Annotated in this window: 22 protein-coding genes; 5 read left to right on the top strand and 17 right to left on the bottom strand. The window is 65.7% G+C overall.

Translation table 11 applies throughout. The features are described 5' to 3' along the window. Positions 1 to 226: 226 nt before the first annotated feature. Positions 227 to 565: a hypothetical protein gene (locus tag Atep_RS01675; RefSeq protein ID WP_213379867.1), complete on the top strand. Its 339-nt coding sequence runs from the start codon at positions 227 to 229 to the stop codon at positions 563 to 565. 40 nt (positions 566 to 605) lie between these two features. Here Atep_RS01675 and glcF read toward each other — a convergent pair whose 3' ends face one another. From glcF to Atep_RS01640, 7 genes are all read right to left on the bottom strand, one after another. Beyond that, entirely contained in the window at positions 606 to 1,820 is a 1,215-nt protein-coding gene (gene glcF / locus Atep_RS01670; RefSeq protein WP_213379866.1) for a glycolate oxidase subunit GlcF, read from the bottom strand. 17 nt (positions 1,821 to 1,837) lie between these two features. After that, complete coding sequence (glcE, locus tag Atep_RS01665; protein ID WP_213379864.1) at positions 1,838 to 2,920, bottom strand: glycolate oxidase subunit GlcE; 1,083 nt, start codon at positions 2,918 to 2,920, stop codon at positions 1,838 to 1,840. A 42-nt stretch (positions 2,921 to 2,962) separates the two neighbouring features. Next, the gene (locus Atep_RS01660) at positions 2,963 to 3,346 is read right to left on the bottom strand and encodes an Hpt domain-containing protein (RefSeq protein WP_213379863.1); all 384 of its coding nucleotides are present in this window, start codon (positions 3,344 to 3,346) and stop codon (positions 2,963 to 2,965) included. Positions 3,347 to 3,473: 127 nt separating this feature from the next. After that, complete coding sequence (locus Atep_RS01655) at positions 3,474 to 5,162, bottom strand: sensor domain-containing diguanylate cyclase (RefSeq protein ID WP_213379862.1); 1,689 nt, start codon at positions 5,160 to 5,162, stop codon at positions 3,474 to 3,476. A gap of 100 nt (positions 5,163 to 5,262) precedes the next feature. Beyond that, positions 5,263 to 5,898: a Holliday junction branch migration protein RuvA gene (gene ruvA, locus Atep_RS01650; RefSeq protein ID WP_213379860.1), complete on the bottom strand. Its 636-nt coding sequence runs from the start codon at positions 5,896 to 5,898 to the stop codon at positions 5,263 to 5,265. Positions 5,899 to 5,901: 3 nt separating this feature from the next. After that, positions 5,902 to 6,438 carry a crossover junction endodeoxyribonuclease RuvC gene (gene ruvC / locus Atep_RS01645; protein ID WP_213379859.1) on the bottom strand — a complete coding sequence of 179 codons (537 nt, stop codon included), beginning with the start codon at positions 6,436 to 6,438 and terminating at the stop codon, positions 5,902 to 5,904. Positions 6,439 to 6,476: 38 nt separating this feature from the next. Beyond that, positions 6,477 to 7,226 carry a YebC/PmpR family DNA-binding transcriptional regulator gene (locus Atep_RS01640; protein ID WP_213379857.1) on the bottom strand — a complete coding sequence of 250 codons (750 nt, stop codon included), beginning with the start codon at positions 7,224 to 7,226 and terminating at the stop codon, positions 6,477 to 6,479. Positions 7,227 to 7,423: 197 nt separating this feature from the next. On the opposite strand from Atep_RS01640, the gene Atep_RS01635 reads away from it, so the two are divergent. The 3 genes from Atep_RS01635 (at position 7,424) to Atep_RS01625 (ending at position 10,637) form a co-directional block, all read left to right on the top strand. Then, a complete protein-coding gene (locus Atep_RS01635; RefSeq protein ID WP_213379855.1) occupies positions 7,424 to 9,397 on the top strand; it encodes an LOG family protein in 1,974 nt (657 codons plus the stop codon). Positions 9,398 to 9,661: 264 nt separating this feature from the next. Next, a complete protein-coding gene (gene zapD / locus Atep_RS01630) occupies positions 9,662 to 10,429 on the top strand; it encodes a cell division protein ZapD (RefSeq protein ID WP_213379854.1) in 768 nt (255 codons plus the stop codon). Between the two features lie 4 nt (positions 10,430 to 10,433). Further along, positions 10,434 to 10,637, top strand: coding sequence for a DNA gyrase inhibitor YacG (locus Atep_RS01625; RefSeq protein WP_213379852.1), 204 nt, complete (start codon positions 10,434 to 10,436; stop codon positions 10,635 to 10,637). Positions 10,638 to 10,661: 24 nt separating this feature from the next. Here Atep_RS01625 and Atep_RS01620 read toward each other — a convergent pair whose 3' ends face one another. The 8 genes from Atep_RS01620 to Atep_RS01585 all read right to left on the bottom strand — a co-directional run bounded on the left by Atep_RS01620 (position 10,662) and on the right by Atep_RS01585 (position 19,888). After that, positions 10,662 to 11,582 carry an FAD:protein FMN transferase gene (locus Atep_RS01620; RefSeq protein ID WP_213379851.1) on the bottom strand — a complete coding sequence of 307 codons (921 nt, stop codon included), beginning with the start codon at positions 11,580 to 11,582 and terminating at the stop codon, positions 10,662 to 10,664. Continuing rightward, positions 11,583 to 12,950, bottom strand: coding sequence for a DUF3570 domain-containing protein (locus tag Atep_RS01615; RefSeq protein WP_213379849.1), 1,368 nt, complete (start codon positions 12,948 to 12,950; stop codon positions 11,583 to 11,585). After that, positions 12,937 to 13,158 carry a DUF4266 domain-containing protein gene (locus Atep_RS01610; protein WP_213379847.1) on the bottom strand — a complete coding sequence of 74 codons (222 nt, stop codon included), beginning with the start codon at positions 13,156 to 13,158 and terminating at the stop codon, positions 12,937 to 12,939. Before Atep_RS01610 ends, Atep_RS01615 begins: the two co-directional genes overlap by 14 nt. An 8-nt stretch (positions 13,159 to 13,166) precedes the next feature. Continuing rightward, a complete protein-coding gene (locus Atep_RS01605; RefSeq protein WP_213379845.1) occupies positions 13,167 to 13,661 on the bottom strand; it encodes a TlpA family protein disulfide reductase in 495 nt (164 codons plus the stop codon). Between the two features lie 153 nt (positions 13,662 to 13,814). Then, entirely contained in the window at positions 13,815 to 14,762 is a 948-nt protein-coding gene (locus tag Atep_RS01600; RefSeq protein WP_213379843.1) for a Nudix family hydrolase, read from the bottom strand. A gap of 53 nt (positions 14,763 to 14,815) precedes the next feature. Continuing rightward, entirely contained in the window at positions 14,816 to 16,027 is a 1,212-nt protein-coding gene (gene argJ, locus Atep_RS01595) for a bifunctional glutamate N-acetyltransferase/amino-acid acetyltransferase ArgJ (RefSeq protein ID WP_213379841.1), read from the bottom strand. Between the two features lie 17 nt (positions 16,028 to 16,044). Continuing rightward, positions 16,045 to 18,867: a preprotein translocase subunit SecA gene (gene secA / locus Atep_RS01590; protein WP_213379839.1), complete on the bottom strand. Its 2,823-nt coding sequence runs from the start codon at positions 18,865 to 18,867 to the stop codon at positions 16,045 to 16,047. Positions 18,868 to 18,985: 118 nt separating this feature from the next. Beyond that, complete coding sequence (locus Atep_RS01585; RefSeq protein ID WP_213379838.1) at positions 18,986 to 19,888, bottom strand: M23 family metallopeptidase; 903 nt, start codon at positions 19,886 to 19,888, stop codon at positions 18,986 to 18,988. A 150-nt stretch (positions 19,889 to 20,038) separates the two neighbouring features. On the opposite strand from Atep_RS01585, the gene Atep_RS01580 reads away from it, so the two are divergent. Beyond that, complete coding sequence (locus Atep_RS01580) at positions 20,039 to 20,497, top strand: DciA family protein (protein WP_213379836.1); 459 nt, start codon at positions 20,039 to 20,041, stop codon at positions 20,495 to 20,497. Here Atep_RS01580 and lpxC read toward each other — a convergent pair whose 3' ends face one another. Both lpxC and ftsZ read right to left on the bottom strand, forming a co-directional pair. Continuing rightward, positions 20,498 to 21,409, bottom strand: coding sequence for a UDP-3-O-acyl-N-acetylglucosamine deacetylase (gene lpxC / locus Atep_RS01575; protein WP_213381357.1), 912 nt, complete (start codon positions 21,407 to 21,409; stop codon positions 20,498 to 20,500). A 235-nt stretch (positions 21,410 to 21,644) separates the two neighbouring features. Further along, complete coding sequence (gene ftsZ, locus Atep_RS01570; protein ID WP_213379834.1) at positions 21,645 to 22,808, bottom strand: cell division protein FtsZ; 1,164 nt, start codon at positions 22,806 to 22,808, stop codon at positions 21,645 to 21,647. Positions 22,809 to 22,908: the final 100 nt, after the last annotated feature.

The raw sequence follows: 22,908 nt of genomic DNA, 5'->3' as shown, positions 1-22,908 counted from the left end.
TGTCATTCGTGTAATGATCGTTGTATAAATCCGCTGCGCCATACACGCATGATTTGGCGCGATCAGCGCTTGAATCACATTTTGATTTCGGTCTTTCGGCCAAATATCAAAAAACGCTGTTGATTCAAAATTTGCTCTATAACCGCATTCGAATCTGTTTCATGTCTGTGTCACGAAGATTACGAATCGATTAAAAAGCAAATATTTTCAGAAGGGAGATACCATAATGCACAGATCTCAGACCCCGACGCTTCGCACAGCTCTGTTTGCCGCCACACTGCCGCTGCTCGCCCTGAGCTGGCAGCCGGCCCAGGGTGCCTCCGAGTGCAAGGGATTGACTCAGGACGCCTGCGCGGCCAATGCCGAATGTCGCTGGATGGAAGGCTATACCCGGAAAGACGGGGTCCAGGTATCGAGCCACTGCCGTCTGGCCAAGCCGCGCAAGAAAGACACGACCGAGACCCAAGCCGCCGCACCGACGGACGCCAAACCTGCGATGGAGAACGCGGATGCCAAGCCCGAGGCGGCGACGCCTGACGCCAAGCCCGGGACGGCCACTCAGTAACCATTACTGAGGCGGCGTGGTTTCAGCCGTTCATCCCGAATCACGCCGCCTCGTCGAGCAATTCGAGCCAATGCACGACGTGCGTTCGCGCCCCGCCGGCCAGATGGAGCTGACAGCCGATGTTGGCCGTGGCGATGATCTCGGGCGCATCCGATTCGAGTGCTGCGACCTTGTTGTCGCGCAGTCGCATCGAGAGTTCGGGTTGAGTGATCGAATAGGTGCCGGCCGAGCCGCAGCAGAGATGGGCATCCGGAACCGCCGTGACGACGAAGCCGAGACGCTCCAGGATGGGTTCGACCACCTGCTTGAGCTGTTGACCATGCTGAAGACTGCATGGCGAATGGAAGGCGACCCGAAGTCCCGCGCCCAGCGTCCCGAGTGCGGAAAGATCCTCCGCCCCCAACACCTCGACCGGATCACGCGCCAGCGCTGAGACACGCGCCGCCCGCTCGGCATAGCTCGGGTCGTGCGCCAGAAGCTCGCCGTACTCCTTGACCATGGCACCACAGCCGCTGGCACTGACCAGGATCGCCTCCGCACCGGCCTCGATCTCGGGCCACCAGGCATCGATGTTGCGCCGCATGGCCGCCAGTCCTGCCTCGCGCTCGTCGAGATGGTAGGCGACCGCGCCACAGCACCCCGCCTCGGACACCTCGACCAGATCGATCCCGAGCCGCGACAGCAGACGCGCGGCGGCGGCATTGGTGCGTGGCGTGGCCACCGACTGCACGCATCCGGCGAGCGCCAGCATCCGGCGCCGACCGGCGGACTCGGGCCAGTGACCGGCCTCCTGATGTATCGGCAATTTGGCGCGCAGGGCGGCCGGGAGAAGCGGGCGCGCGAGACGTCCGAGCCGGATCAGGGGCGCCAGACGCCCTGGATACGGCACGATCGCGACCAACAGCCGACGCAACCAGCGTTCGTTCCAGGGCCGCTCGACCCGTGCCTCGACATGATGCCGCCCGATGTCGACCAGACGCGCATAGCGCACACCCGAGGGACAGGTGGTCTCGCAGGCGCGGCAGGTCAGACAGCGGTCGAGATGGCGCTGGGTGACGCGCGTCGGCGTCCGTCCCTCCAGCACCAGCTTGATCTGATAGATCCGCCCGCGCGGTCCGTCGAGTTCGTCGCCGAGCAGCTGGTAGGTCGGACAGGTCGCGGTACAGAATCCGCAGTGGACGCAGGCCCGCAGGATGGCATCGGCCTCCCGGCCTTCGGGCGTGTTCAGGAATTCGGGCAGGATCTCGGTTTGCACGCCGGACCTCTCGTGGCTCAAAGACTGGCGTAGAGACGGCCCGGATTGAGCAGGCCATGCGGATCGAAGGCGGACTTGACCCGTCGATGCAACTGCATCAGCGGTTCGGGCAGGGGATGGAAGACCTCGCCCGTGCGATCCCCGCCGCGAAAGCGCGTGGCCTGTCCGCCCAGCCGCTCGGCCTCGGCGCGGATGCTCGACTCCGACGCCTCGCTCCTGAGCCAGCGTTGCGAGCCGCTCCATTCGATCCACTGCGGCCCCTCCAGACGCACGGCGGGTGCGCCCTGGGGCAGCGACAGACGCCAGAGCGGAGCTTCGCCCCGGCTGAAAAAGGGGAATTCCTGCTCACGCAACCGACGCCAGAACAATTCAGCCTCAGCGTCCGCAACCGGCTCGCCGCCGATCTGCTCGGCGGCTTCCGCGACACCCTGAGCCGTCCCGGACAGACGCGCCCAGAGCCGCTCGCCGTCGAAACAGATCGCGCTCAACGGCCAGGGCCGGGCACCCCAGCGGTTCATCCGCTCCAGCGCCTCGTCCTGGTTGCAGCTCAGCACCCGCGTGCGGGTCGCGGCCGGAACCGGCAGCACCTTGAGACTGACGTCGAGCAGGATTCCGAGCGTCCCCAGTGCACCGACCATGAGCCGTGAGACGTCGTAGCCGGCGACGTTCTTCATCACCTCGCCGCCGAACCGCAGTACCTCGCCGCGCCCGGTGAGTATCCGTGCGCCGAGCACCAGATCGCGTGCCGCGCCCCAATAAGGCCGCGCCGGACCCGAGAGACCACAGGCGATGGTTCCGCCCAGGGTGGCATCCGGTCCATCCGGTGTCGTGAAATGGGGCGGCTCGAAAGGCAACATCTGGCCCTGCTCGGCCAGCGTCGCTTCCAGTTCGGCGAGCGTGGTTCCGCAACGCGCGGTGACGACCAGCTCTTTCGGCTGATAGTTGAGGATGCCTGTGTGCCCGGACAGACCGAGCGGCTCACCGCCGCCCGCGCGACCGATGAACGACTTGGTATCGTTCCCCAGCAGTCTGAGCGGCGTCGCGTCGGCCAGGGCCGCGCGCACGCGCTCCTGGAGTTCCTGTGTCGGATCAGTGCTCACCATGTTCCTCGCGGGTCATCCGGGATTGGCTTGAGGCGAGCCCTATAGATAGGGACCGACAGGCCGATCGGCAATGCGTCCCGGAGCCGATCTAGGACGCGCGTGCCCTGGTGAGCGTTCGAAGCGCGGCCTCATAGTCGAAGGACTCGATCCGGCGTTCCAGTTCGAGCGCCGCCTCGCCGGCTCCAGCTCGGATTCGGGCGCGGCCTGCTTGAACAGGCGTTCCGGCTCGACGGCCAACGCCGGTAGCCGTGTCGCGCCCAAGTTGGCCGCCACACCCTTGAGCGTGTGGACCAGACGACGCGCCGTCTCGATTTCACCATCGCGCAGACTCAGGCGCAGACGCTCGCCATCCTCGCCATGATGCTCGACGAAGGTCCGCAGCAGACGCGCATACACCTCGACACGCCCCCGCACGCCGCGCACCCCGAGTTCAGGGTCGATGCCTGGAATCGCGCTCAGTGACTCCCATTGAGCATCGCGTCACTGTGGGTATCTTGATCGATTTCGGTACGACAGGATGCCGAACCGATCACACTCATCGCACATGACTTCATTCGGGGGTGGAATCCTCGGTGCGGCCGGATTCCATGGCGCGGGCGAAATCCCACAGCACGACACGATTGCGGCCCAGTTGTTTGGCGCGATAGAGCATCTGGTCGGCAAGGGCCAGCAGTTGTTCGAGTGTCATGGAAATCCCGTTGGCGATGGCCACCACGCCGAGCGAGAGCGTCACCGAAATCGGGCCGCTCGCGGTCTCCATCCGTCGCTCGGCGACGGCTGAACGCAAGCGCTCGGCCGAGGCGCGCGCCGTCTGAAGGTCGGTCTCGGGCAGGAGGATCACGAATTCCTCGCCGCCATAGCGGGCCAGGATGTCGACCTGACGCAGATTGTCATGCAGCGTCTTGGCGACGGCGCACAACACTGTGTCACCGATCAGATGGCCATATTGGTCGTTGACCTGCTTGAAATGATCGATGTCGATCATGCACAGCGCCATGGGGTGATGGTAGCGGCGGAAGCGCTGGTACTCCTGATCGGCACGGGTGAAGAAATAGCGCCGGTTGAAGAGCTGCGTGAGCGGATCGAGGCGCGTGAGCCGGCGCAGATCCTCCTCCAGGCGCTTGGAGTCGGTGATGTCGATGGTGTAGCCGGCGAGCAGCGTGCGCCCGCCCTGGACGATGGGAAACTTGAGGCTGGTGTAATGACGTCCGTCGAAATCCTCGTCGAGCGTGAGCAAGTCGCCGTTGGCGACCACGCGCCAGTCGTCGGCGCTGATCTTGGCGGCGAACTCGGGCGGGAAGAGCTCGTCCATACGCCGGCCCGCCATGTCCGAACCGCGAATGCCGATCATCCGCTCGAAGTTGTCGCTCGCCTGCAGGACACGGCTCTCGGTGGGCGTCACCTCCTTGATGTAGGCATAGATCGGCGAATGGCGGATGAAGAGCGCGAGCACTTCCTCGCTCCGGCGCAACGCCTCATCGGCCTGCTTGCGTTCGGTGATGTCGCGGATGATCTCCATGGCGCCGACGACCTGCCCGGCGGCGTCGCGCAACGGCGCGACCCTGGCCAGGATCCAGGCACCACGGCCACCATGGAGCGCATTGCAGAACCCATCGGCCATGAGGATGTCGCCCTCGCGGGTGACATTGGCATAGCGCCGCTCCAGCTCGGCGTCGGGTGTGAAGACCAGATCCATCAACTGCGGGCGCCGCTCGCCATAGAAGGGGACGGTGTAGGCGTAGTCGCCTTGCCCGAGCATCGCCTCCGGCGGGATGCCGGTGATCTTGGCGATCGCCTGGTTCCAGATGATCACCCGCTTGTCGCGGTCGATGGCCAGCAGGGCGTCGGGCAGGAAGTCGATGATGTCGGCCAGTTGGCGCCGGCTGTCGCGCAGTGACTGTTCGATCCGCTGGTGGCGCTGGGTGATGTCGCGTCCGAGGCTCTGGATCCGGACGAGTTCGCCGTCGCGGTCGCGCTGCGGGATATGGGTGATCTCGTAGAGGCAGGGCACGGACTCGATGGTCAGCCGGCTCTCGTGCGAGCAGATCTCGCCGCTTTTGAGCTTCGACCAGTCGGGTTGCCAGAGCGCCGCCGTCCAGGCCGGCCCGAGCACCTCATCCAGAGGCTGTCCGATGATCCGAACGCGCTCGGTCGCCGTCAAACGCTCAAAGGCCGGATTGGCGTCGAGACAGAGACCTCGCGCGTCTTGCAGCCAAACCAAGTCGCCGATCACGTCCATAGAACCTGTGCCACCTCGGAGAGGAAGGTCTGTAATGAAGAATACGCCAAATACGACCAAATCTCTCTCGGGGCAACGGTCCGGACGACGAACGGATCGCTCAGACCGGATTCACGGAGCGCAGCGCGGCGCGGATGATCTCCTCGGCGGTCTTGGCCCCATCGTCGACGGCGCGCGCCATGCGGTTGGCGTCCGGCGGCTTGTAGCCGAGCGCGACCAGGGCGCTGACGGCATCGGCGAGCGCCTGATCCTCGGCGCCCTTGCCGACCGTGCTCGACTCGCTCGCCGCCTGGCCGGTCACGGACGGCAGCGCCGCGCCGGGCGCGGTCATCACCGCACCGAGCCGGTCGCGCATCTCGATGATGAGACGCTCGGCGGTCTTCTTGCCGATGCCCGGCAGGCGGGTCAGGGCCGTGGTGTCCTCCTGCTCGACGCACTGGGCGAAGCGTGCCGCGTCCATGCCCGAGAGGATGGCCAGCGCCATGCGCGCCCCGACACCCGTCACCTTGATGAGTGAACGAAAGAGCGCACGGTCGCGCTCGCGGATGAAGCCATAGAGGGTCCAGGCATCCTCGCGCACCGCCAGATGGGTCAGGAGCGTGGCCGTCTCGCCCACCGCCGGCAGGTCGTAGAAGGTGGACATGGGGGCTTCCAGCTCATAGCCGACGCCGTTGACGTCGAGCAGGAGCTGCGGCGGATGCTTGGCCAGGATCCGGCCTTGAAGTCGTCCGATCATGCGTCAGGGTCTCCAGTCGCGCCAGGAGGCGGCGGCGCGCTTGCGGGCCGGAATGCCCATCGAATGGGCGTGACAGAGGGCGATGGCGAGCGCATCGGCCTCGTCCTCGACTGGGGTCTCGGGGAGCGCCAGCAGCACCCGCACCATGTGCTGCACCTGCGACTTGTCGGCCCCGCCCGAGCCGACCACGGCGAGCTTGACCGACTTGGGGCTGTATTCGTGCACGATCGCTCCACCCTTGAGTCCGGCGCAGAGCACGGCGCCGCGCGCCTGGCCGATCTTGAGCGCGGCGGTCGGGTCACGGGCGAAGATGAGCTGTTCGACGGCCATCTCGTGCGGCTGATACTCGGCGACGATGGCCGCGACCCGATCGAAGATCAGCCCCAGCCGGTCCGGCCAGGGATGCTCGCCGACGCGGATGCAGCCGCTGGCCACGCGCACGCTGTGATGCCCGTCGCTGTCGATGACGCCGAAGCCGGTGTTGCGCGAACCGGGGTCGATGCCGAGGATGCGATGGCGTGGGGCGTGCGGATCAGCCATGCGGCACCTCTTCTCTGGCGTTCGGTATACGGCTCACGTCAGCCGTCGAGCGCAGCCATGATCTCGTCGGAGATATCGGCGTTGTGATAGACCTCCTGCACGTCGTCGAGGTCTTCGAGCATCTCGACCAGCTTGAGGAGCTTCTCGGCCGTCTCGGCGTCGAGCTCGACCTGGGTGGCGGCATTGAAGCCGATCTCGGCGACCTCGGTGTCGAAGCCGGCCTTGGTCAGCGCGTCCCTGACGGTCGTGAACGCCTCGGGCGTGGTGACGACATCGAGCGAGCCGTCGTCATTGACCACCACGTCCTCGGCGCCGGCCTCGAGCGCGACCTCCATCACCGCGTCCTCGCTGGTGCCGGGCTGGAAGCTGATGATGCCCTGCTTGGTGAACAGATAGCTCACCGAACCATCCGTGCCCAGGTTGCCGCCGCGCTTGGTGAAGGCATGACGCACCTCGGACGCGGTCCGGTTGCGGTTGTCGCTCATGCAGTCGACCATGATGGCCACGCCGCCCGGACCATAGCCCTCGTAGCGGATCTCCTCGTAGTTCTCGCCCTCGGTGCCGCCGGCGCCGCGCTTGATGGCGCGCTCGACGGTGTCGCGCGGCATGTTGGCGCCGAACGCCTTTTCCATCGCCAGACGCAGACGCGGATTGGCGCCCGGATCACCGCCGCCCTCGCGCGCGGCGACCGTGACCTCGCGAATCAGCTTGGTCCAGACCTTGCCGCGCTGCTTGTCCTGCGCGGCCTTGCGATGTTTGATGTTGGCCCATTTACTGTGACCGGCCATGGGATTCTCCTGACGTGTGTGGAAAGGCCCCGCGCCCTGCCCCGCCGGGCGGCACGGTGCGTTCGAATGTTGGTCGCGCATAGTAGCATCGCGCCTCGCCGGACGGCCAAACCGAGCGCGCGCCCGGCTGTGGTACTCTAGCCGTCCATCCACGGCGATGGACCCATTCGACGAGAGCCAGCGGCGAGAGAGTCCCCATGTACGCAACCCCCGAAACCGGCGACGGCTGGATCACGCGCCTCATCGCGCACGACGACGAGGGCTTCGTCGTCAGTGCGCGCTTTGCCGTCAACCCGAGCTTCCGCGCCCTGATCGGCGGGCGCGAACGCGATCTGGTGTTCGCCGCGCGCAGTCGTCTGGCGCGGATGGGCATCAACATCCTGCCGCTCGGCGAGCTGGAGCTGAACGACGACCACGGCGACCTCCAGTTGCGCATCCTGGCGGCCATCGCCTCCTACGGCATCGGCGAGCATCTGGAACGCATCGTGGTGCCCGGACTGCGCGTGGGGCGTCTGGTGTTCTGTCCCGAGGACAACCGGCTCGACTCGGCGGCGATCCACCGGCTCATCCACGACAACGCGCTCCAGGTGCCGGCCGGGTTCTCGCTCGACGGCCACGGCTATCTCATCCTGCGTCCCCAGCAGCGCATCTATCGTTTCCAGAAGCCGCTCACGCCCGAGGAAGTCACGGCCATCGCCACCCATGCCGACGGCAAGGATCTGCTCAACCGGCTACAGACGCGCGTCGAGGTCGAGCACATCGAGCTGCCGCCCAGGGACGGACTGGTGACGGCCTGTTCGATGTTCCTGCACCGCCATTACGTCGTGCTGCGCAACCTCGACGAAGCGCTCGGCGTGCACCTCCAGGCCACGGTGCTCGATCCGGTCTCCACGCGCGGCACCAACGTCTATCTGGAATTCGTCAACCGCACCGAACAGCTCATCATCAACCCGAGCGTGGCCGCCTCGGTGCACGAGGCCATCCGGGTCGATCCCAAGCCGCGTTACTGGCATGGACACGCGCATCCCGAACCCTGCGCGGGCGACGACGAGGCCACCGGCTGTCAGTCGCTGCTGGCGATCTTCGACCGGCTCGAAGCCGGCCCGGTGCGCGATCGCTACTCGCACCGCCTGGCGGCTGTGGTGCGCGATCCGGCGACACTCATGGCGGGCGGCGAGCCGGAGCGACTCTGGACCCAGCCGCAGAAGCCGCGCGACCCGCGCGGCGGCACGGATCTCTCGGCCGGACTGGTCGCCGAGGGACTGGATCTCACCGCACGCCTGGAGTGCGGCACTCAGATCCTGGCCGACCTGCCGGACGGGGCACGCGCCACCCTGCTGCTGGGCTACTTCCCCAATTTGATCGAGCACACCCAGATCTGCGAGGCGGCGCTCCGGGGGCGCATCGGGCGCATCGTCTTCCGGCGCGCCTCCTTCGAGCATGGTCCCTTCCTGTCCTCGCGCGATCATGGCCGGCTGGCCGACTACGAGGGTCTGGGTCTCCAGGTCTTCTGGTGCAACGAGGCGCGCGGCCATGTGGTCCGCCACGTCTTCCGCGGACTGCGCGGCTACTTCACCACGCCCGACAAGGTCGATCGCTTCCGCTCCTGTCTGATCTTCGCCGTCTATGGATCGACCAAGCCGCTGTCCGAAACGGCGGCGGCTCAGATCGAGCGTCTGCTCATCAATCTGCGCGCCCTCTTCGGCAGCGACATCGGCATCCTGACCGGCGGCGGACCGGGCGCCATGCAGCAGGTCACGGACGTGGCGCACCGGCTCGGACTCCTGGTCGGTTCCAGCTTCATCGAGACGGTCGACCAAAAGCCCAACGAGAGCGCCGAGTTCTACCAGACCTTCCAGGCCCGTAGCCGTCAGGCACGTCAGCGCTGGTTCGAGATCGCCAGTTTCCATCTGTTCCTGGTCGGCGGCGTCGGCACCCTGGAAGAGATCGGGCTGACGCTCACCGACATGAAGCTCGGCGTGATCGAGACCGGACCCGTGGTCTTCTTCGACAGCTCGGGCGGCGAGTTCTATTGGGACGGACTGCGCCGGCAGCTCGAAGAGATGAAACGTCAGGGGCGCGTACCGTCCTGGCTGACCGACCAGATCCTGATGACGACCGACCCGGATGCCGTGCCGCGCTTCTACAAACAGGCGCTGCGCCTTGGTTGAGTCAGCCGTGCTTCCGGGCATCGCGCCGTGCCCGACATCCATCCGACGCGCCACCCTTCATCGCGAAGACGGCGACTTCGCGCGCAAGACGGATGACATCCGGCATCGAAATCGGGACAATTCCGTACCAGCCCGGCTCATCGCTGGATCCATGTCCCGTCCCGCCGCTCGCCGTATCACCCTCGGCGCGGGCCGGATCGGAGCCGCCTCAACCGTTACTGGGTCGTCTGACGGGCGCTGCCCGCCGGATATCGAGACAAGGCCGTGTCAACATTGATTACCTTCGAACATCCGCTCAACGAACGTGTCCGCACCTTCCTGCGACTGGAACATCTGTTCCGTCAGCTGGAGTATTTCGTCCAGCAGGAAGACCCGCGCTCCTCGCGCTGCGCCATCTGGGCGCTACTGGATATCGTCGCCGTCACCACGCGCGCGGATGTCAGGACCGAGATCCTCAAGGAACTCGATCGTCTCACCGGCAATCTCAATCGGCTCTCGACCCAGCGTGGCGTCGACACGGAAGCGCTCAACGAGGTACTGGCGGATCTGCGCCGCGTCACCGAGGGTGTCCAGCAACTCAACGGCCCCATCGGTCATCGCGCGCGCGAGGACGAATTCCTCAAGGCCATCGCCCAGCGCAGCAGTATTCCGGGCGGCACCTGTAGCTTCGACCTGCCGCACTTCCACTATTGGCTCATCCAGCCGACCGAGCAGCGCCAGACCCGGTTCAACGACTGGCTCCAGGATCTCAATCCGGCGATCGAGGCCATCCGGCTCGCGCTCTCGCTGATGCGCTCCAGTTCGGCCTCACGCCAGGTGCTCGCCGAGGGCGGGTTCTATCAGGAAGCGCTCGATGCCCTGGTGCCGGCACAGATGCTGCGCGTGACGCTCGAAGCCGAGACGGCGATCTTCCCCGAGATCAGCGGTCACAAGAACCGCTTCAGCATCCGCTTCATGAAGCCCGAACTCCAGGGACGCGCCACGCCGCACACCGAGGACATCCGGTTCCGGCTCACCTGCTGTGTCTTCTGAGGCCATGGTCAAGACGGTCGAGTGTCCGCACTGCGGCAAGCCCGTGCCCTGGACGCCGGACTCGCGCTGGCGCCCGTTCTGCAGCGAGCGCTGTCGGCTGATCGATCTGGGCGATTGGCTGGAGGAGCGACATCGTCTCCCTGCCGATGACAGCGAGGCGCCGAGTGAGGACGCCCCCGACTCGACGGAAACACCCATTCGGCATTGAGCCGCTCCGGCGATCTCGGCCGATTCAGCCTGGGGTCTTCAAGAGATCGGCGAACACACCCGCCCCGCCCCGGCCACCGTCGGCGTCGATCCAAAGATGGGGGACGTCGAGCGAATGCAGCCATTCGATCCCGGCCCGTCCCTTGAGCATGGCGATGGTGCTGAGACTGCCGGCGACCAGACAGCTCGCCGCGATGACGCTGACCGAGACCAGCCCCAGTACCGGCCAGCCGGTCCTAGGGTCGAGGATGTGGCCGTAGCGCCGTCCATCGATGCGTAAAAAGCGGGCATAGTCGCCACTGGTCGCCAGCGCCCCGCCCGTCATGAGCACGCCCCCGAGGAGCGTCTCCGGCCGTTCCGGATCGCGAATACCGATGCGCCAGGGATCGCCATCTGGGAGTGCGCCGATGACACGGACGTCCCCGCCCAGATTGATCAGACCACTCCGGATACCGGCGTCGAGACAGAGTGCCGCCGCGCGATCGGCCGCATACTCCTTGCCGATGCCGCCGAAATCGATCTCCATTCCCGGCCGGCCGAAGCTCAAGAACGGGCGTTTCCAGACCACCCTGTCCCAGCCGACCCGATCGAGCAGGGCCGCGATCGCCTCGGGCTCAGGTGCGCAAGCGTTCTCGAACGTCCAGGCGCGCCTCAGCACACCCGAGGTGATGTCGAACAACCCATCGCTTTCGCGATAACAGGTATCGGCATAGTCGAGCAGCGCGGCCGTTTCCGCATCGACCTCGCAACGACCGGCGACAGCCGCGACGCGATTGATGGCGCTCGTGAGGCTATCGTCGCGGTAGCGCGAATAGCGCCGCTCCAGACGTTGGACATCCGCGATGACGGACGCGGCGACCCGGCGCGTCTCAGCCGCGTCCGGCCCGTGGAGATGCAGCTCGCAGGGCGAGCCCATGGCCTTGAATACCTGGTGGCAGACCGGCATTCAGAACTCGAGGTGCAGATTCAGGCTGTAGATGGTGAAGCCATAGTCGGCGAACGCACTGTCGGTATGCTCCTGAAGCCCATAGGCCGACTGCCGGTCGTAGAACTCGACCCCGAGATCCAGCCGTGCCTGGCTCGTGACCTGCCTGGTCAGCTTGAGTCCGCCGCCGAGGGCACCGAATCCGGCCAGACGATAATCGCTGCTGTAGTCTCCACTGGCCGGCAGGGTCTCGAAATAGCTCCGGTAGAAATCCGCTTCGCTCTGCGTGTAATAGCGCAGCCGTGGAACCAGGTGCCAGCCCTGCCCCAGCGGCTGGATCCAGGCGGCTTCCAGCGTATGCGCCTCGATGCCCCAATCGCTCCGGGAGTAGCGATAGTCGAGGTGCAGCGCCGCCTTGAAGGCGGTGAAATAATGGTTATAGCGTGCGAGCAGATTCCACTGACGACGGCTGTCGGGGCGCGACTCGTCGATCGCCTCGTTGGTCGACAGCAGATAAACGTTCTTGTAGGGATCGGTCAGATAGCCCTGGTCGTAGCCGAGGGTCAGATTGATTTGCAGCAGATCGTTGCGGCCAAGCACCTGGGTCAGTCCCAGCAGGATTTGATGCGCATCCTTGTCCCCGGAGAAGTCGGGTTTGTTGAGCGGCGAAAAGGTATCCGAGGCCAGGCTGTAACCAAACGTCAGGGTGGTCAGCCTGTCGTTGATCTCGCGGCGCAGATCCAGTGCCAGGAACCGCGAATCATAGTCCTGCTCGCTTGAGACCCCGGCCCCCAGTCCCAGGCTGGTATCACCGCGATAGTAGTTGAGCTTGAAATCGCCGGCGGTACGCACGTCTTGAAAGGTGTCCTCCAGCATGACCTGCCGGGCCGAGCCGAGACGGCAGTCACCCGTGTTCAACGGCGGTCGCTCGGGGCGCGTCCCACGGGGCTCGGCGTTACCGGACGCGCCGCTGACACTGATGACCGGCGCGGTGAAGACGCGACCATCCTGGCAGCGGATCTCGGGGACATTGTAGATGGGCGAGGCGCCGGAGATGGTGTCGCGGACCGCGTTCAACGTGAGGTCCAGGGCGTCCCCAAGCGGCAGCACGAGGCTCTGCTTGAGGCTCTCGACGCGCATCCGCTCGCCGCCCTCCTCGTAGTGGAAATAGCCGACGTCCCATTGGCGTTCCATCGGGCCGGCGGCCTGCACGCTGGACGCCAACCCCGGCAGCGCGAGCGCCGCACTGGTCAGGGCCGAGATCGTCTTGTTGACTCCCTGTGCTCCGCCAGAGGCCGTGCGGGCCGCTGAGGCGATCTGGACAGAGCGGGAGCCGTCGCTGCATTCCGCCGAGGCTGCGATCGAACGAGGCCGGTCAGTTGCAGCCACACCCACCTCCACCGACGCCATAGCCGCCGCTGACGGATTCCTTGGAGAAAAAGACGTGCTGGCGGAAGCTCGCCTCCGGCGGATAGGGTTCGAGCGCCATCTCGGGACGCGCGAGCTGGCCGCGCTCCCAGGGCGCGACCTGGGTCGCGCAGCCGGCCAGCAAGGATGTCAGGAGCATCAGGGATCTGGACAGGCGTCGGGTGTTCATGGCGTCGATCAGGGCTCGGAGAGCAGTGATTCGATCCGGGCACGCAGACCGGCGGCATCGCTGGTCTTGAAACCTTCGTGGACCTCCCGGATCCGCCCCTGACGATCGATCAGATACGAGGTCGGCATGCCCTTGACCGCGTAGAGACGCGGACACTTGCCGGCCGGATCGGCGCCGATGGTGAACCGGACCGGATGCCGTTGCAGAAAGTTCAGGGCTTCCTGACGCTCTTCGTCCAGATTGATGGCGATGACCTCGAATCCACGCCCGCCCAAATCCGAGTGCCACTGGTCGAGAACAGGAAAGGACTTGGCGCAGGGAATGCACCAGGACGCCCAGAAATCGAGGTAGACCACCTTGCCGGGGAAGGCGGCCGGATCGACGCCGGACTGGCCCGTCAGCGTTTGCACGCGACAGCTGGGAGCGGGTGTATTCAGCTCCGCGGCCTGAATCGTCATGGAGCCGAAGGCCAGCAAGCACAGGGTGAGAGCTGTGATCTTCATCAGTTCCTCCGCCAGAAAACAGCGCCTTTCAGGGGATTATGAATCAAGAGTGGGAGACGCCTATTCAGCACCCGCTCTTGTTCGATGGGCGTCGCCGGTCGCGGCCCAAGGCCGACAATCGAACAATGGCCCCAATCGGCCGAAAATCCAAGTCTAGCGCGCCGGCCACAGTCCCCGGATGGCGGCGATCCCCTGGGCGCCATGCTGGAAGGCGTCGTCCAGATCGTCCGTCGTCAGCCCGCCCAGCGCATAGACCGGTAGCGGCACGGGGTCGATCCAAGCGGCGAAGGTCTCCCAACCGAGCGGACTGGCCTCGGGGTGGCTGGCCGTGGGCTTGACGGGCGAGAGCAGCGCATAATCCAGACCCAGGTCGACCGCGCGCGCCAGTTGGACCGGATCATGGCAAGAGGCGCCGACCAGTTCGCCCGATCGGCCTGGACGCTCGCGGAGCGTCATCAATACCTGACTGTTCAGATGCAGACCATGACGCGGAACGCTCGTGACCTCGGCGGGATCGCGATTGAGCAGCAGTTTCGCGCCCATTCGGTCGCACAGATCGAAGGCGGATTGCGCCAGGTGTGCATAGTCGTTCGCTGAAAGCTGGTGCGCGCGCAGCTGCACCAGACGTGCACCAACCTCCAGAGCACGCCCCAGACGCGCCGGGAACGCATCGGGCCGGTCCGGTTCCTCGCCCGTGATCAGCATGAGCGGCGGCAGACGCAGCGCGGTGATGATGGGTCGATCGGCGGCGGGAAAGGCGGCGGGGTCCATGTCCTCGGGCGCCAGCCAGTCGAGCGGCTGGCCCTCGCGTCCATGTGGAACGCCCGCATAGTCGTCCACCCGATGCACGTCGAGCAGGATATGACGATCGCCATAGTCGTGATGGACGCGGATCAGCGGACGGCCGGCGCGCACCTGGATGCCGAGTTCCTCGGCGAGTTCGCGCGCCAGACCGGCTTCGGGCGACTCGCCCGGTTCCAGCTTGCCGCCCGGAAACTCCCAGAGTCCGCCCTGATGCACATGATCCGGGCGTTTGCCGACCAGGATGCGCCCGCTCGCATCCGCGATGGCGCCGGCCATGACATGGATGATTTCGGGCATGGGCGCGACTCCAGAGCATCCGTCAGGCGGCCGAAGCCGCGCCCATCCCGCGATCAACTCCGATATTCGGCGTTGATGCGCACATAGTCGTAGGAGAGGTCGCAGGTGAGCACTTCGGCATCCACTGCACCACGTCCGAGCGCGACCCGGATCAGGATCTCGGACTCGGCCATGACGGCGGCACCCGCCGCTTCGGTGTAATCGGCGGCGCGACCGCCCGCTTCGACGATGCGCACTTCCCCGAGCCAGATGTCGACGTCCTCGATGACCAGGTTCTCGACCCCGGCCCGCCCCACGGCGGCCAGGATCCGCCCCCAGTTGGGATCGGAGGCGAAGAGCGCGGTCTTGACCAGCGGCGAGTGCGCGATGGTGTAAGCCACGCGCCGCGCCTCGTCGCGATCGCGCGCCTGCTCGACGCGCACCCTCACCAGCTTGGTCGCGCCCTCGCCGTCACGCACGATGGCGGTGGCCAGTTCGACGCAGACCGACTCGACCGCGGCTTGCAACGCCGCATAGTCGGCGCCGGCCTCATCGACGATGGGCGCATTGCCGAGCGCACCGGTCGCGGCCAGCACGCAGGCATCGTTGGTCGAGGTGTCCCCATCGATGGTGATGGCATTGAACGAGCGATCGGCCGCCGCCTTGAGACAGGAGTGCAGCACCTCGGGCGCCACGGCGGCATCGGTGGCGATGAAGGCGAGCATGGTCGCCATGTCGGGACAGATCATGCCCGCACCCTTGGCGATGCCGGTGATGGTCGCCTGAAGCCCGTCGATCTCAAAGGTCCGCGAGCAGAGCTTGGGCACGGTGTCCGTGGTCATGATGGCGCGCGCCGCTTGCGGCCAGGACGCCGCCTCGAACCGCTCCAGAAGCGCCGGCATGGCGGCTTCGAACCGCGCGACCGGCAACGGCTCACCGATCACGCCGGTCGAGAAGGGCAAGACCTCCTCGGGCCGACAGCCCGCCGTCTCGGCGAGCGCGACACAGCAGGCCAGCGCATCCTCGAGTCCGCGCGCGCCGGTGCCGGCGTTGGCGTTACCCGAGTTGATGAGCAGATAACGCGGCGCGGTCCGGCTCAGGTGATGACGCGCCAGCGTCACAGGCGCGGCACAGAAGGCGTTGCGGGTAAACACCGCCGCGCACTGACTGCCGGGCGCCAGTTCCAGCGCCAGCAGATCATCGCGCCCCTGATAGCGGATACCCGCCCCGATGGTCGCCAGACGCACGCCCGGGACGGACAGAAAAGACAGATCGGTCTCGCTCATGTGACGCCATCGCCTCTTTAGTCGACCTTACCGCAGCACTGCTTGTATTTCTTGCCCGAACCACAGGGACAGGGTTCGTTGCGACCGATCTTGCGCCCGTCGCGCACATAGGGGTGATGGTCTTCTTCACCCCGGCTCCGACCAGCCGTCGGTTCGGATGCCTCCTCGCCTCCCTCGCCGAAGCCCTCGAAGACCTCGTGCTTGAACTCGAAGCCCTTGGGCGCGGGTTCGGGCAGGCGCCGATCGAACGCAGTGCTCTCACCGGCCCGGATCTCCAGCCTGGCGAGCGTCGTGACCACGTCCTGCTTGATGCTGTCGAGCATGGCCGAGAACATCAGGAACGCCTCGCGCTTGTACTCCTGCTTGGGGTTCTTCTGGGCATAGCCGCGCAGATGGATGCCCTGGCGCAGATAATCCATCGCCGCCAGATGGTCTTTCCAGTGGCTGTCGAGCGTCTGGAGCATGACCGCGCGCTCGATCTGGCGCATGTTGGCCGCACCGATCAGATTCTCACGCTCCTGGTAACGCTGAGCGAGCACGTCCCGGATGCGACGGCGCAGGGTCTCCTCGTGCAGGTCGTGATCCTGGTCGAGCCAGCTCCGGATCGGCCAGGCACCGCCGAAGTGCTCGGTGAGCGCCTCGGAGAGTCCGGCGACGTTCCACTGCTCTTCCAGGCTGTCGGGTGGGATATAGGTGTCGATCAGCCCCTTGAGCACATCGGCACGCATGGCCTCGACGGTCTCGGAGACGTCGAGCGCATCCATCAGATCGCGCCGCTGACGATAGATGACCTTACGCTGATCGTTGGCGACATCGTCGTATTCGAGCAACTGCTTGCGGATGTCGAAGTTGCGACCCTCGACCTTGCGCTGGGCGTTCTCGATCGCCTTGGTCACCCAGGGATGCTCGATGGCCTCGCCGCGCTGCATCCCGAGACGCTGCATCATCTTGCCGACGCGGTCGGAGGCGAAGATGCGCATCAGGTTGTCCTGGAGCGACAGATAGAAGCGCGAGGAACCCGGATCGCCCTGACGCCCCGAACGACCGCGCAACTGGTTGTCGATACGCCGCGACTCGTGACGCTCGGTGCCGACCACATGCAGGCCGCCGGCCTGGATGACCTGCTCGTGACGCGCCTTCCAGGCGGCGCGGATCGCCTCGCGATCGGCGTTCGGGCCGGCCTCCTCCAGCTCGGCCTCCAGATTGCCGCCGAGCACGATGTCGGTGCCGCGACCGGCCATGTTGGTGGCGATGGTCACGGCCCCCGGACGTCCGGCCTGGGCGATGATGCCGGCCTCGCGCTCGTGCTGCTTGGCGTTGAGCACTTCATGAGCGATCCCGGCCTTCTTGAGCAGGCCCGAGACCAGCTCGGAGGTCTCGATCGAGGCCGTACCGACCAGCACCGGCTGACCGCGCTGGACGCAGTCCCGCACGTCGGCGATGATGGCCTCGTACTTCTCATCCGGCGTCAGATAGACCAGATCGCCGCGATCGTCGCGGACCATCGGCTTGTTGGTCGGGATGACGACGACTTCCAGGCCATAGATCTGCTGGAACTCGTAGGCCTCGGTGTCCGCCGTGCCGGTCATGCCCGCGAGCTTGGGATAGAGCCGGAACAGGTTCTGGAAGGTGATCGAGGCCATGGTCTGGTTCTCGGGCTGGATCGGCACGCCTTCCTTGGCCTCGACCGCCTGATGCAGACCTTCCGACCAGCGCCGACCCGGCATGGTGCGCCCGGTGAACTCGTCGACGATGATGACCTGACCGTCGCGCACGATGTACTCGACGTTCCTCTGGAACAGCGTATGTGCACGCAGGGCCGCGTAGACATGGTGCATGAGCACGATGTTGCTCGGATCGTAGAGCCCGGCGCCCTCCTCCAGCAACCCGATCTCGACGAGCATCTGCTCGACCTTCTCGTGCCCCTCCTCGCTCAGATAGACCTGACGGGTCTTTTCGTCGACCGAGAAGTCGCCCGGGCCGAAGTCCGGCTGACCCTCTTCGTTGGTGATGGGCGCCTGGCGCGTGAGCCTGGGGATGAGTTTGTCGATCCGCTTGTAGAGATCGGTCCCGCCCTCGGACGGCCCCGAGATGATGAGCGGCGTGCGCGCCTCGTCGATCAGGATCGAGTCGACCTCGTCGACGATGGCGTAGAAGGGATCGCGCTGAACCCGTTGCTCGGGCGTGAACGCCATGTTGTCGCGCAGATAGTCGAAGCCGTATTCGTTGTTGGTGCCGTAGGTGATGTCGGCGCCATAGGTCTCGCGCCGGGTGCAGGGGCGCAGATGACGATAGCCCTGACCGGCCTCCGGTTCGAACTCGGGATCGAACAGATAGGACGCCATATCCGGCCCCAGCCCGCCCGAGGAGTTGATGACGCCGACCGACAGCCCCAGGAAGTGATAGATCCGCCCCATCCAGGCCGCGTCGCGCCGCGCCAGATAGTCGTTGACGGTGACGACGTGCACGCCCTTGCCCGGCAGCGCATTGAGATAGGCCGCCAGCGTGGCCACCAGGGTCTTACCCTCGCCGGTGCGCATCTCCGCGATCTTGCCGCTGTTGAGCACCATGCCGCCGACGAGCTGCACGTCGAAGTGCCGCATCCCGAGCACGCGCTTGCCGGCCTCGCGCACCACGCCGAAGGCCTCGGGCAGCAGATCGTCGAGCGTCGCGCCCCCGGCCAGACGCTCGCGGAACTCGGCGGTCTTGGCCGCGAGTGCCTGATCCGAGAGCTGCGCCAGTTCGGGTTCGAGCGCGTTGATCCGCGCCACCGTCTTCATCAGTGATTTGACCAGCCGCTCGTTGCGGCTGCCGAAGAGCTTCTTGAATGGATTGAACATCGCGGGATTCTTTAGAGAGCCTGACGCGGAAAGCGGCGGATGATAACGGATTTCGCCGCCGACCGCGTCCGGGAATGCGCCCGAGCCGGCTCGGGCGTTTGGCCTTGGATGAGATCGGTCAGCGCAACATCTCGGCGCTGGCGAGACGCTGGGTCGGCTGGCTACGCAGATAGGGCATTGGATCGACCGCGCGCCCGTTGCGGATCACCTCGAAATGCACATGGGGTCCGGTCGCCGTCCCGGTCGAACCGACGGTCCCGATCTGCCGGCCCTGTCGAACCGGCTCGCCCTCACGGACCAGATTGGCGCTGTTGTGGGCATAGCGCGTCACCAGACCGTCGCGATGACGGATGTCGACCAGATTGCCGTAGCCGTTGCGCCACCCGCTGAAGACCACGATACCATCGGCGACGGCCAGGATGGGGGCGCCGCGCTTGGCGGCGAAATCGACGCCCTCATGGAACTGGCGCGAGTTCCGAACCGGATGCACCCGGAAGCCATAGGGCGAGCTGATGTAGCCTGAGCGCACCGGCCAGTTGCCGAGCTGCGCACTGGCGGTTCGGGGCCGTTGTTCGAGGATCTGATCGGCGAGTCGATCGAGCTTGCGCTCACGATCCTGCACCAGCACCACGAGCGTCGACAGCTCATCGGCCAGCTCCTTGATCGTGTAATCACGCGCCAGCGCCGTCTCGGGTCCGCCGCGCGGTGGTGCATTCACGAAATCGAACTCATCGGGATCGAGACCCGAGACCCGGACCAGACGCTCGCCGAGCGCATTGATCCGCAGGAGTTCGGCCTGCATCTCACCCAAACGGGCGGCAATGGCGCCGATTTCGCCGGAATCGGTCCCCGAAGGGTTGACGGACGCCGGTTCCATGGCGATGCTGGCGTGACCAGGCGCGCCGGCCCGATCACCGATCCAGAATCCGAATCCGACCCCGGCCAGGGCAAAGCTGGAGACGGCCGAGAGCATGACCAGGGTCTGGCCGCGTTGAGTCTTCTTGCGAGCGAAGTGGGGCATGGCTGATCTCTTCTACTGGTCAGGTCCGACGCCGAGCGTGGCCGACGTCGGGCATGGCCCCGAGTCCCGTCCTGCTCCACAGGGGCGGGCGATACGACGGATCGGTCTCGGGAAGTGTGGGAGAGGCTTGAGCGAAACGAGGATGTTGCGATGAGACTGCGTTTTCGACACATCCGTGACCATCTGAGTCATCACGGATTCGCGCGCGAACGGCTCGAACAGGACCGACGCGAACGGACGCTCGTCGCCGAGATTCGGGCGCTTCTGCCTGGAAAGCTGGGCGCGCACTGCCTAGACCTGAAGATCGCCGATGGTCGCTTGACCCTGTTCCTGGATTCCACGGCATGGCTGACGCGCGCACGTTTTTTAGCGGGTGAGATTTTGACATCGCTGAAATCTTACCACGTCGACGCGGTCGGATTTCAGATCAGACTGCCGGAACACGAATCGTCCGAGCGAAAAACGGCGAGCCGACGAGTCCGGCTCTCGGAGACGGCGGCCAAACATTTGCTGGAGGCGGCGGATCATCAGCGCGATCCACACCTGAGCGAGGCGCTCAGGCGACTCGCGCGGCATGGTCCGCGCGCGACGCCCGAGGGGACGGATTGATCAGAGGGCGGGCACCGGCTGGGCATAGCAGATCGGCGCGGCGGCGGAGTCCTCGAACACGACCTCTTCCCAGGCCGCTTCATCGGCGACGAGCGCGCGCAGCAGCAGATTGTTGAGCGCATGCCCGGACTTGTGGCCCTCGAAGGCGCCGATCAGGGTATGGCCCAGCAGATAGAGATCGCCGACGGCATCGAGGATCTTGTGTCGGACGAACTCGTCCTCGTAGCGCAGGCCCTCCTCGTTGAGGATGCGGTATTCGTCGACCACCACGGCATTGTCCAGACTGCCGCCGAGGGCCAGATTCTGCCGGCGCAGTGCCTCGATATCGCGCAGGAAGCCGAAGGTCCGTGCCCGACTCAGTTCACGCACGAAGGACGTGGTCGAGAAATCGATCTCGGCCCGGTTCGAGCGCGACTGGAAGGCCGGATGATCGAACTCGATCGAGAAGTTCACCTTGAAGCCGTCGTAGGGCGTGAAGCGTGCGAACTTGTCGCCGTCGCGGACCTCGACCGGTCGCTTGATGCGGATGAAGCGCTTGGCCTTGGCTTGCTCCTCGATCCCCGCCGATTGCAGCAGGAAGACGAAGGGCGCGGCGCTGCCGTCCATGATCGGCACCTCGGCGGCGGCCAGATCCACATAGGCGTTGTCGATCCCCAGACCGGCGAAGGCCGAGAGCAGGTGCTCGATGGTCGAGACCCGCACATCGCCATGGACCAGGGTGGTCGACAACCGCGTGTCGCCGACGTTGAAGGGTGTGGCCGCGATGGTGACGGGTTGGTCCAGATCGATGCGACGAAAGACGATCCCCGTATCGGGCGCCGCCGGACGCAGGGTCAGTTCGACCTTCTCGCCCGTATGCAGGCCGACCCCGGTCGCCCGGATGGCGTTCTTCAATGTACGCTGCTTGAGCATCGATTCGGGATCTCCCATCGCAATCCACGGCGGCCCGTCGGGCATTCGGCCGGCCGTTCGACTCGGACACCGGGCTCGAGCCACGGCTCCTTCCAGATATCGCCACGCGCCTCCCATCGGGAGGTGCGCGACGATGCCTAGATTAGGGTTTTCCCGAAATATTTTCAACCCTGACGACAAAAAAAGCAGAAATGCTTTGTTTTTACTAAATTTATCGATTCAGGGAAATTCCTGATCAATCCGCCTGACGACGCAGGAAGGCAGGAATGTCCAGGTAATCCAGGTCGTTGTCGCCGCCGGCATCTGAGGCGGCGGAACCCGCCCCCTTGCGATAGACGGCCGGACGGCGGTCCATTTCGCGATAGTCGGGTGTGGAATCACTGGAGTCCGCCGTCACCAGACGCACGGACGGTTCGCCCGCCGTGCGCTTGACCTTGACGCGCCGGTCGCCGAGTCCGGTGGCCACCACGGTCACGCGCAGCTCGTCCTCCAGCTCCGGATCGACCACGGTGCCCACGACCACGGTGGCGTCGTCGTCGGCGAAGTCGCGCACCGTGTTACCCACCTCGTCGAACTCGCCGATGGTCAGGGTCATGCCGGCGGTGATGTTGACCAGGATGCCCTTGGCGCCGGCCAGATCGATGTCTTCCAGCAGCGGGCTCTTGATGGCGGCCTCGGCGGCCTCGCGCGCGCGGTGCTCGCCGCGTGCCGAGCCTGTGCCCATCATGGCCACGCCCATGTTCGACATGACGGTCTTGACGTCGGCGAAGTCGACGTTGATCAGACCGCGGCAGGTGATGAGTTCGGCGATGCCCTGGGTGGCGTTGAGCAGGACGTCGTTGGCGGCCTTGAAGGCATCGAGCAGGCTCGTGTCCTTGCCCAGCACCGCCAGCAGCTTTTCGTTGGGGATGGTGATGAGCGAGTCGACGTGCTGGGCCAACTCCGAGATCCCTTCATCGGCGATGCGTCGACGCTTGGTGCCCTCGAAGGGGAAGGGTTTGGTGACCACGGCCACGGTCAGGATACCCAACTCCTTGGCGACCTGGGCCACGATGGGCGCCGCACCCGTACCCGTGCCGCCGCCCATGCCGGCGGTGATGAACACCATGTCGGCGCCTTCGAGCGCTTCCTGGATACGGTCACGGTCTTCGAGTGCCGCGTGCCGACCGACGTCCGGGTCGGCGCCCGCGCCCAGTCCCTTGGTGATGCCCGCCCCCAGCTGCAGGATGGTCTTGACGTTGGAATGACGCAGTGCCTGCGCGTCCGTGTTGGCGCAGATGAAGTCCACGCCCTCGATGGTCGAGGCCACCATGTGATTGACCGCATTGCTGCCGCCGCCACCGACACCGATGACCTTGATGACGGCATTCTGACTGTGGGTATCCATCAGTTCGAACATTGTTCTGCTCCCCGGCGCACCCTGTGCGCCACCGTAAAACTTGAATTCCGGCCGTGGACCCGAGTCCTGCGACCACCCCCGACTCGGTCGACACGCTCGG

This window comes from Allochromatium tepidum (assembly GCF_018409545.1).
Classification (GTDB): Bacteria; Pseudomonadota; Gammaproteobacteria; order Chromatiales; family Chromatiaceae; genus Thermochromatium; species Thermochromatium tepidum_A.
This window is presented reverse-complemented; position numbering and strand designations above follow the sequence as displayed.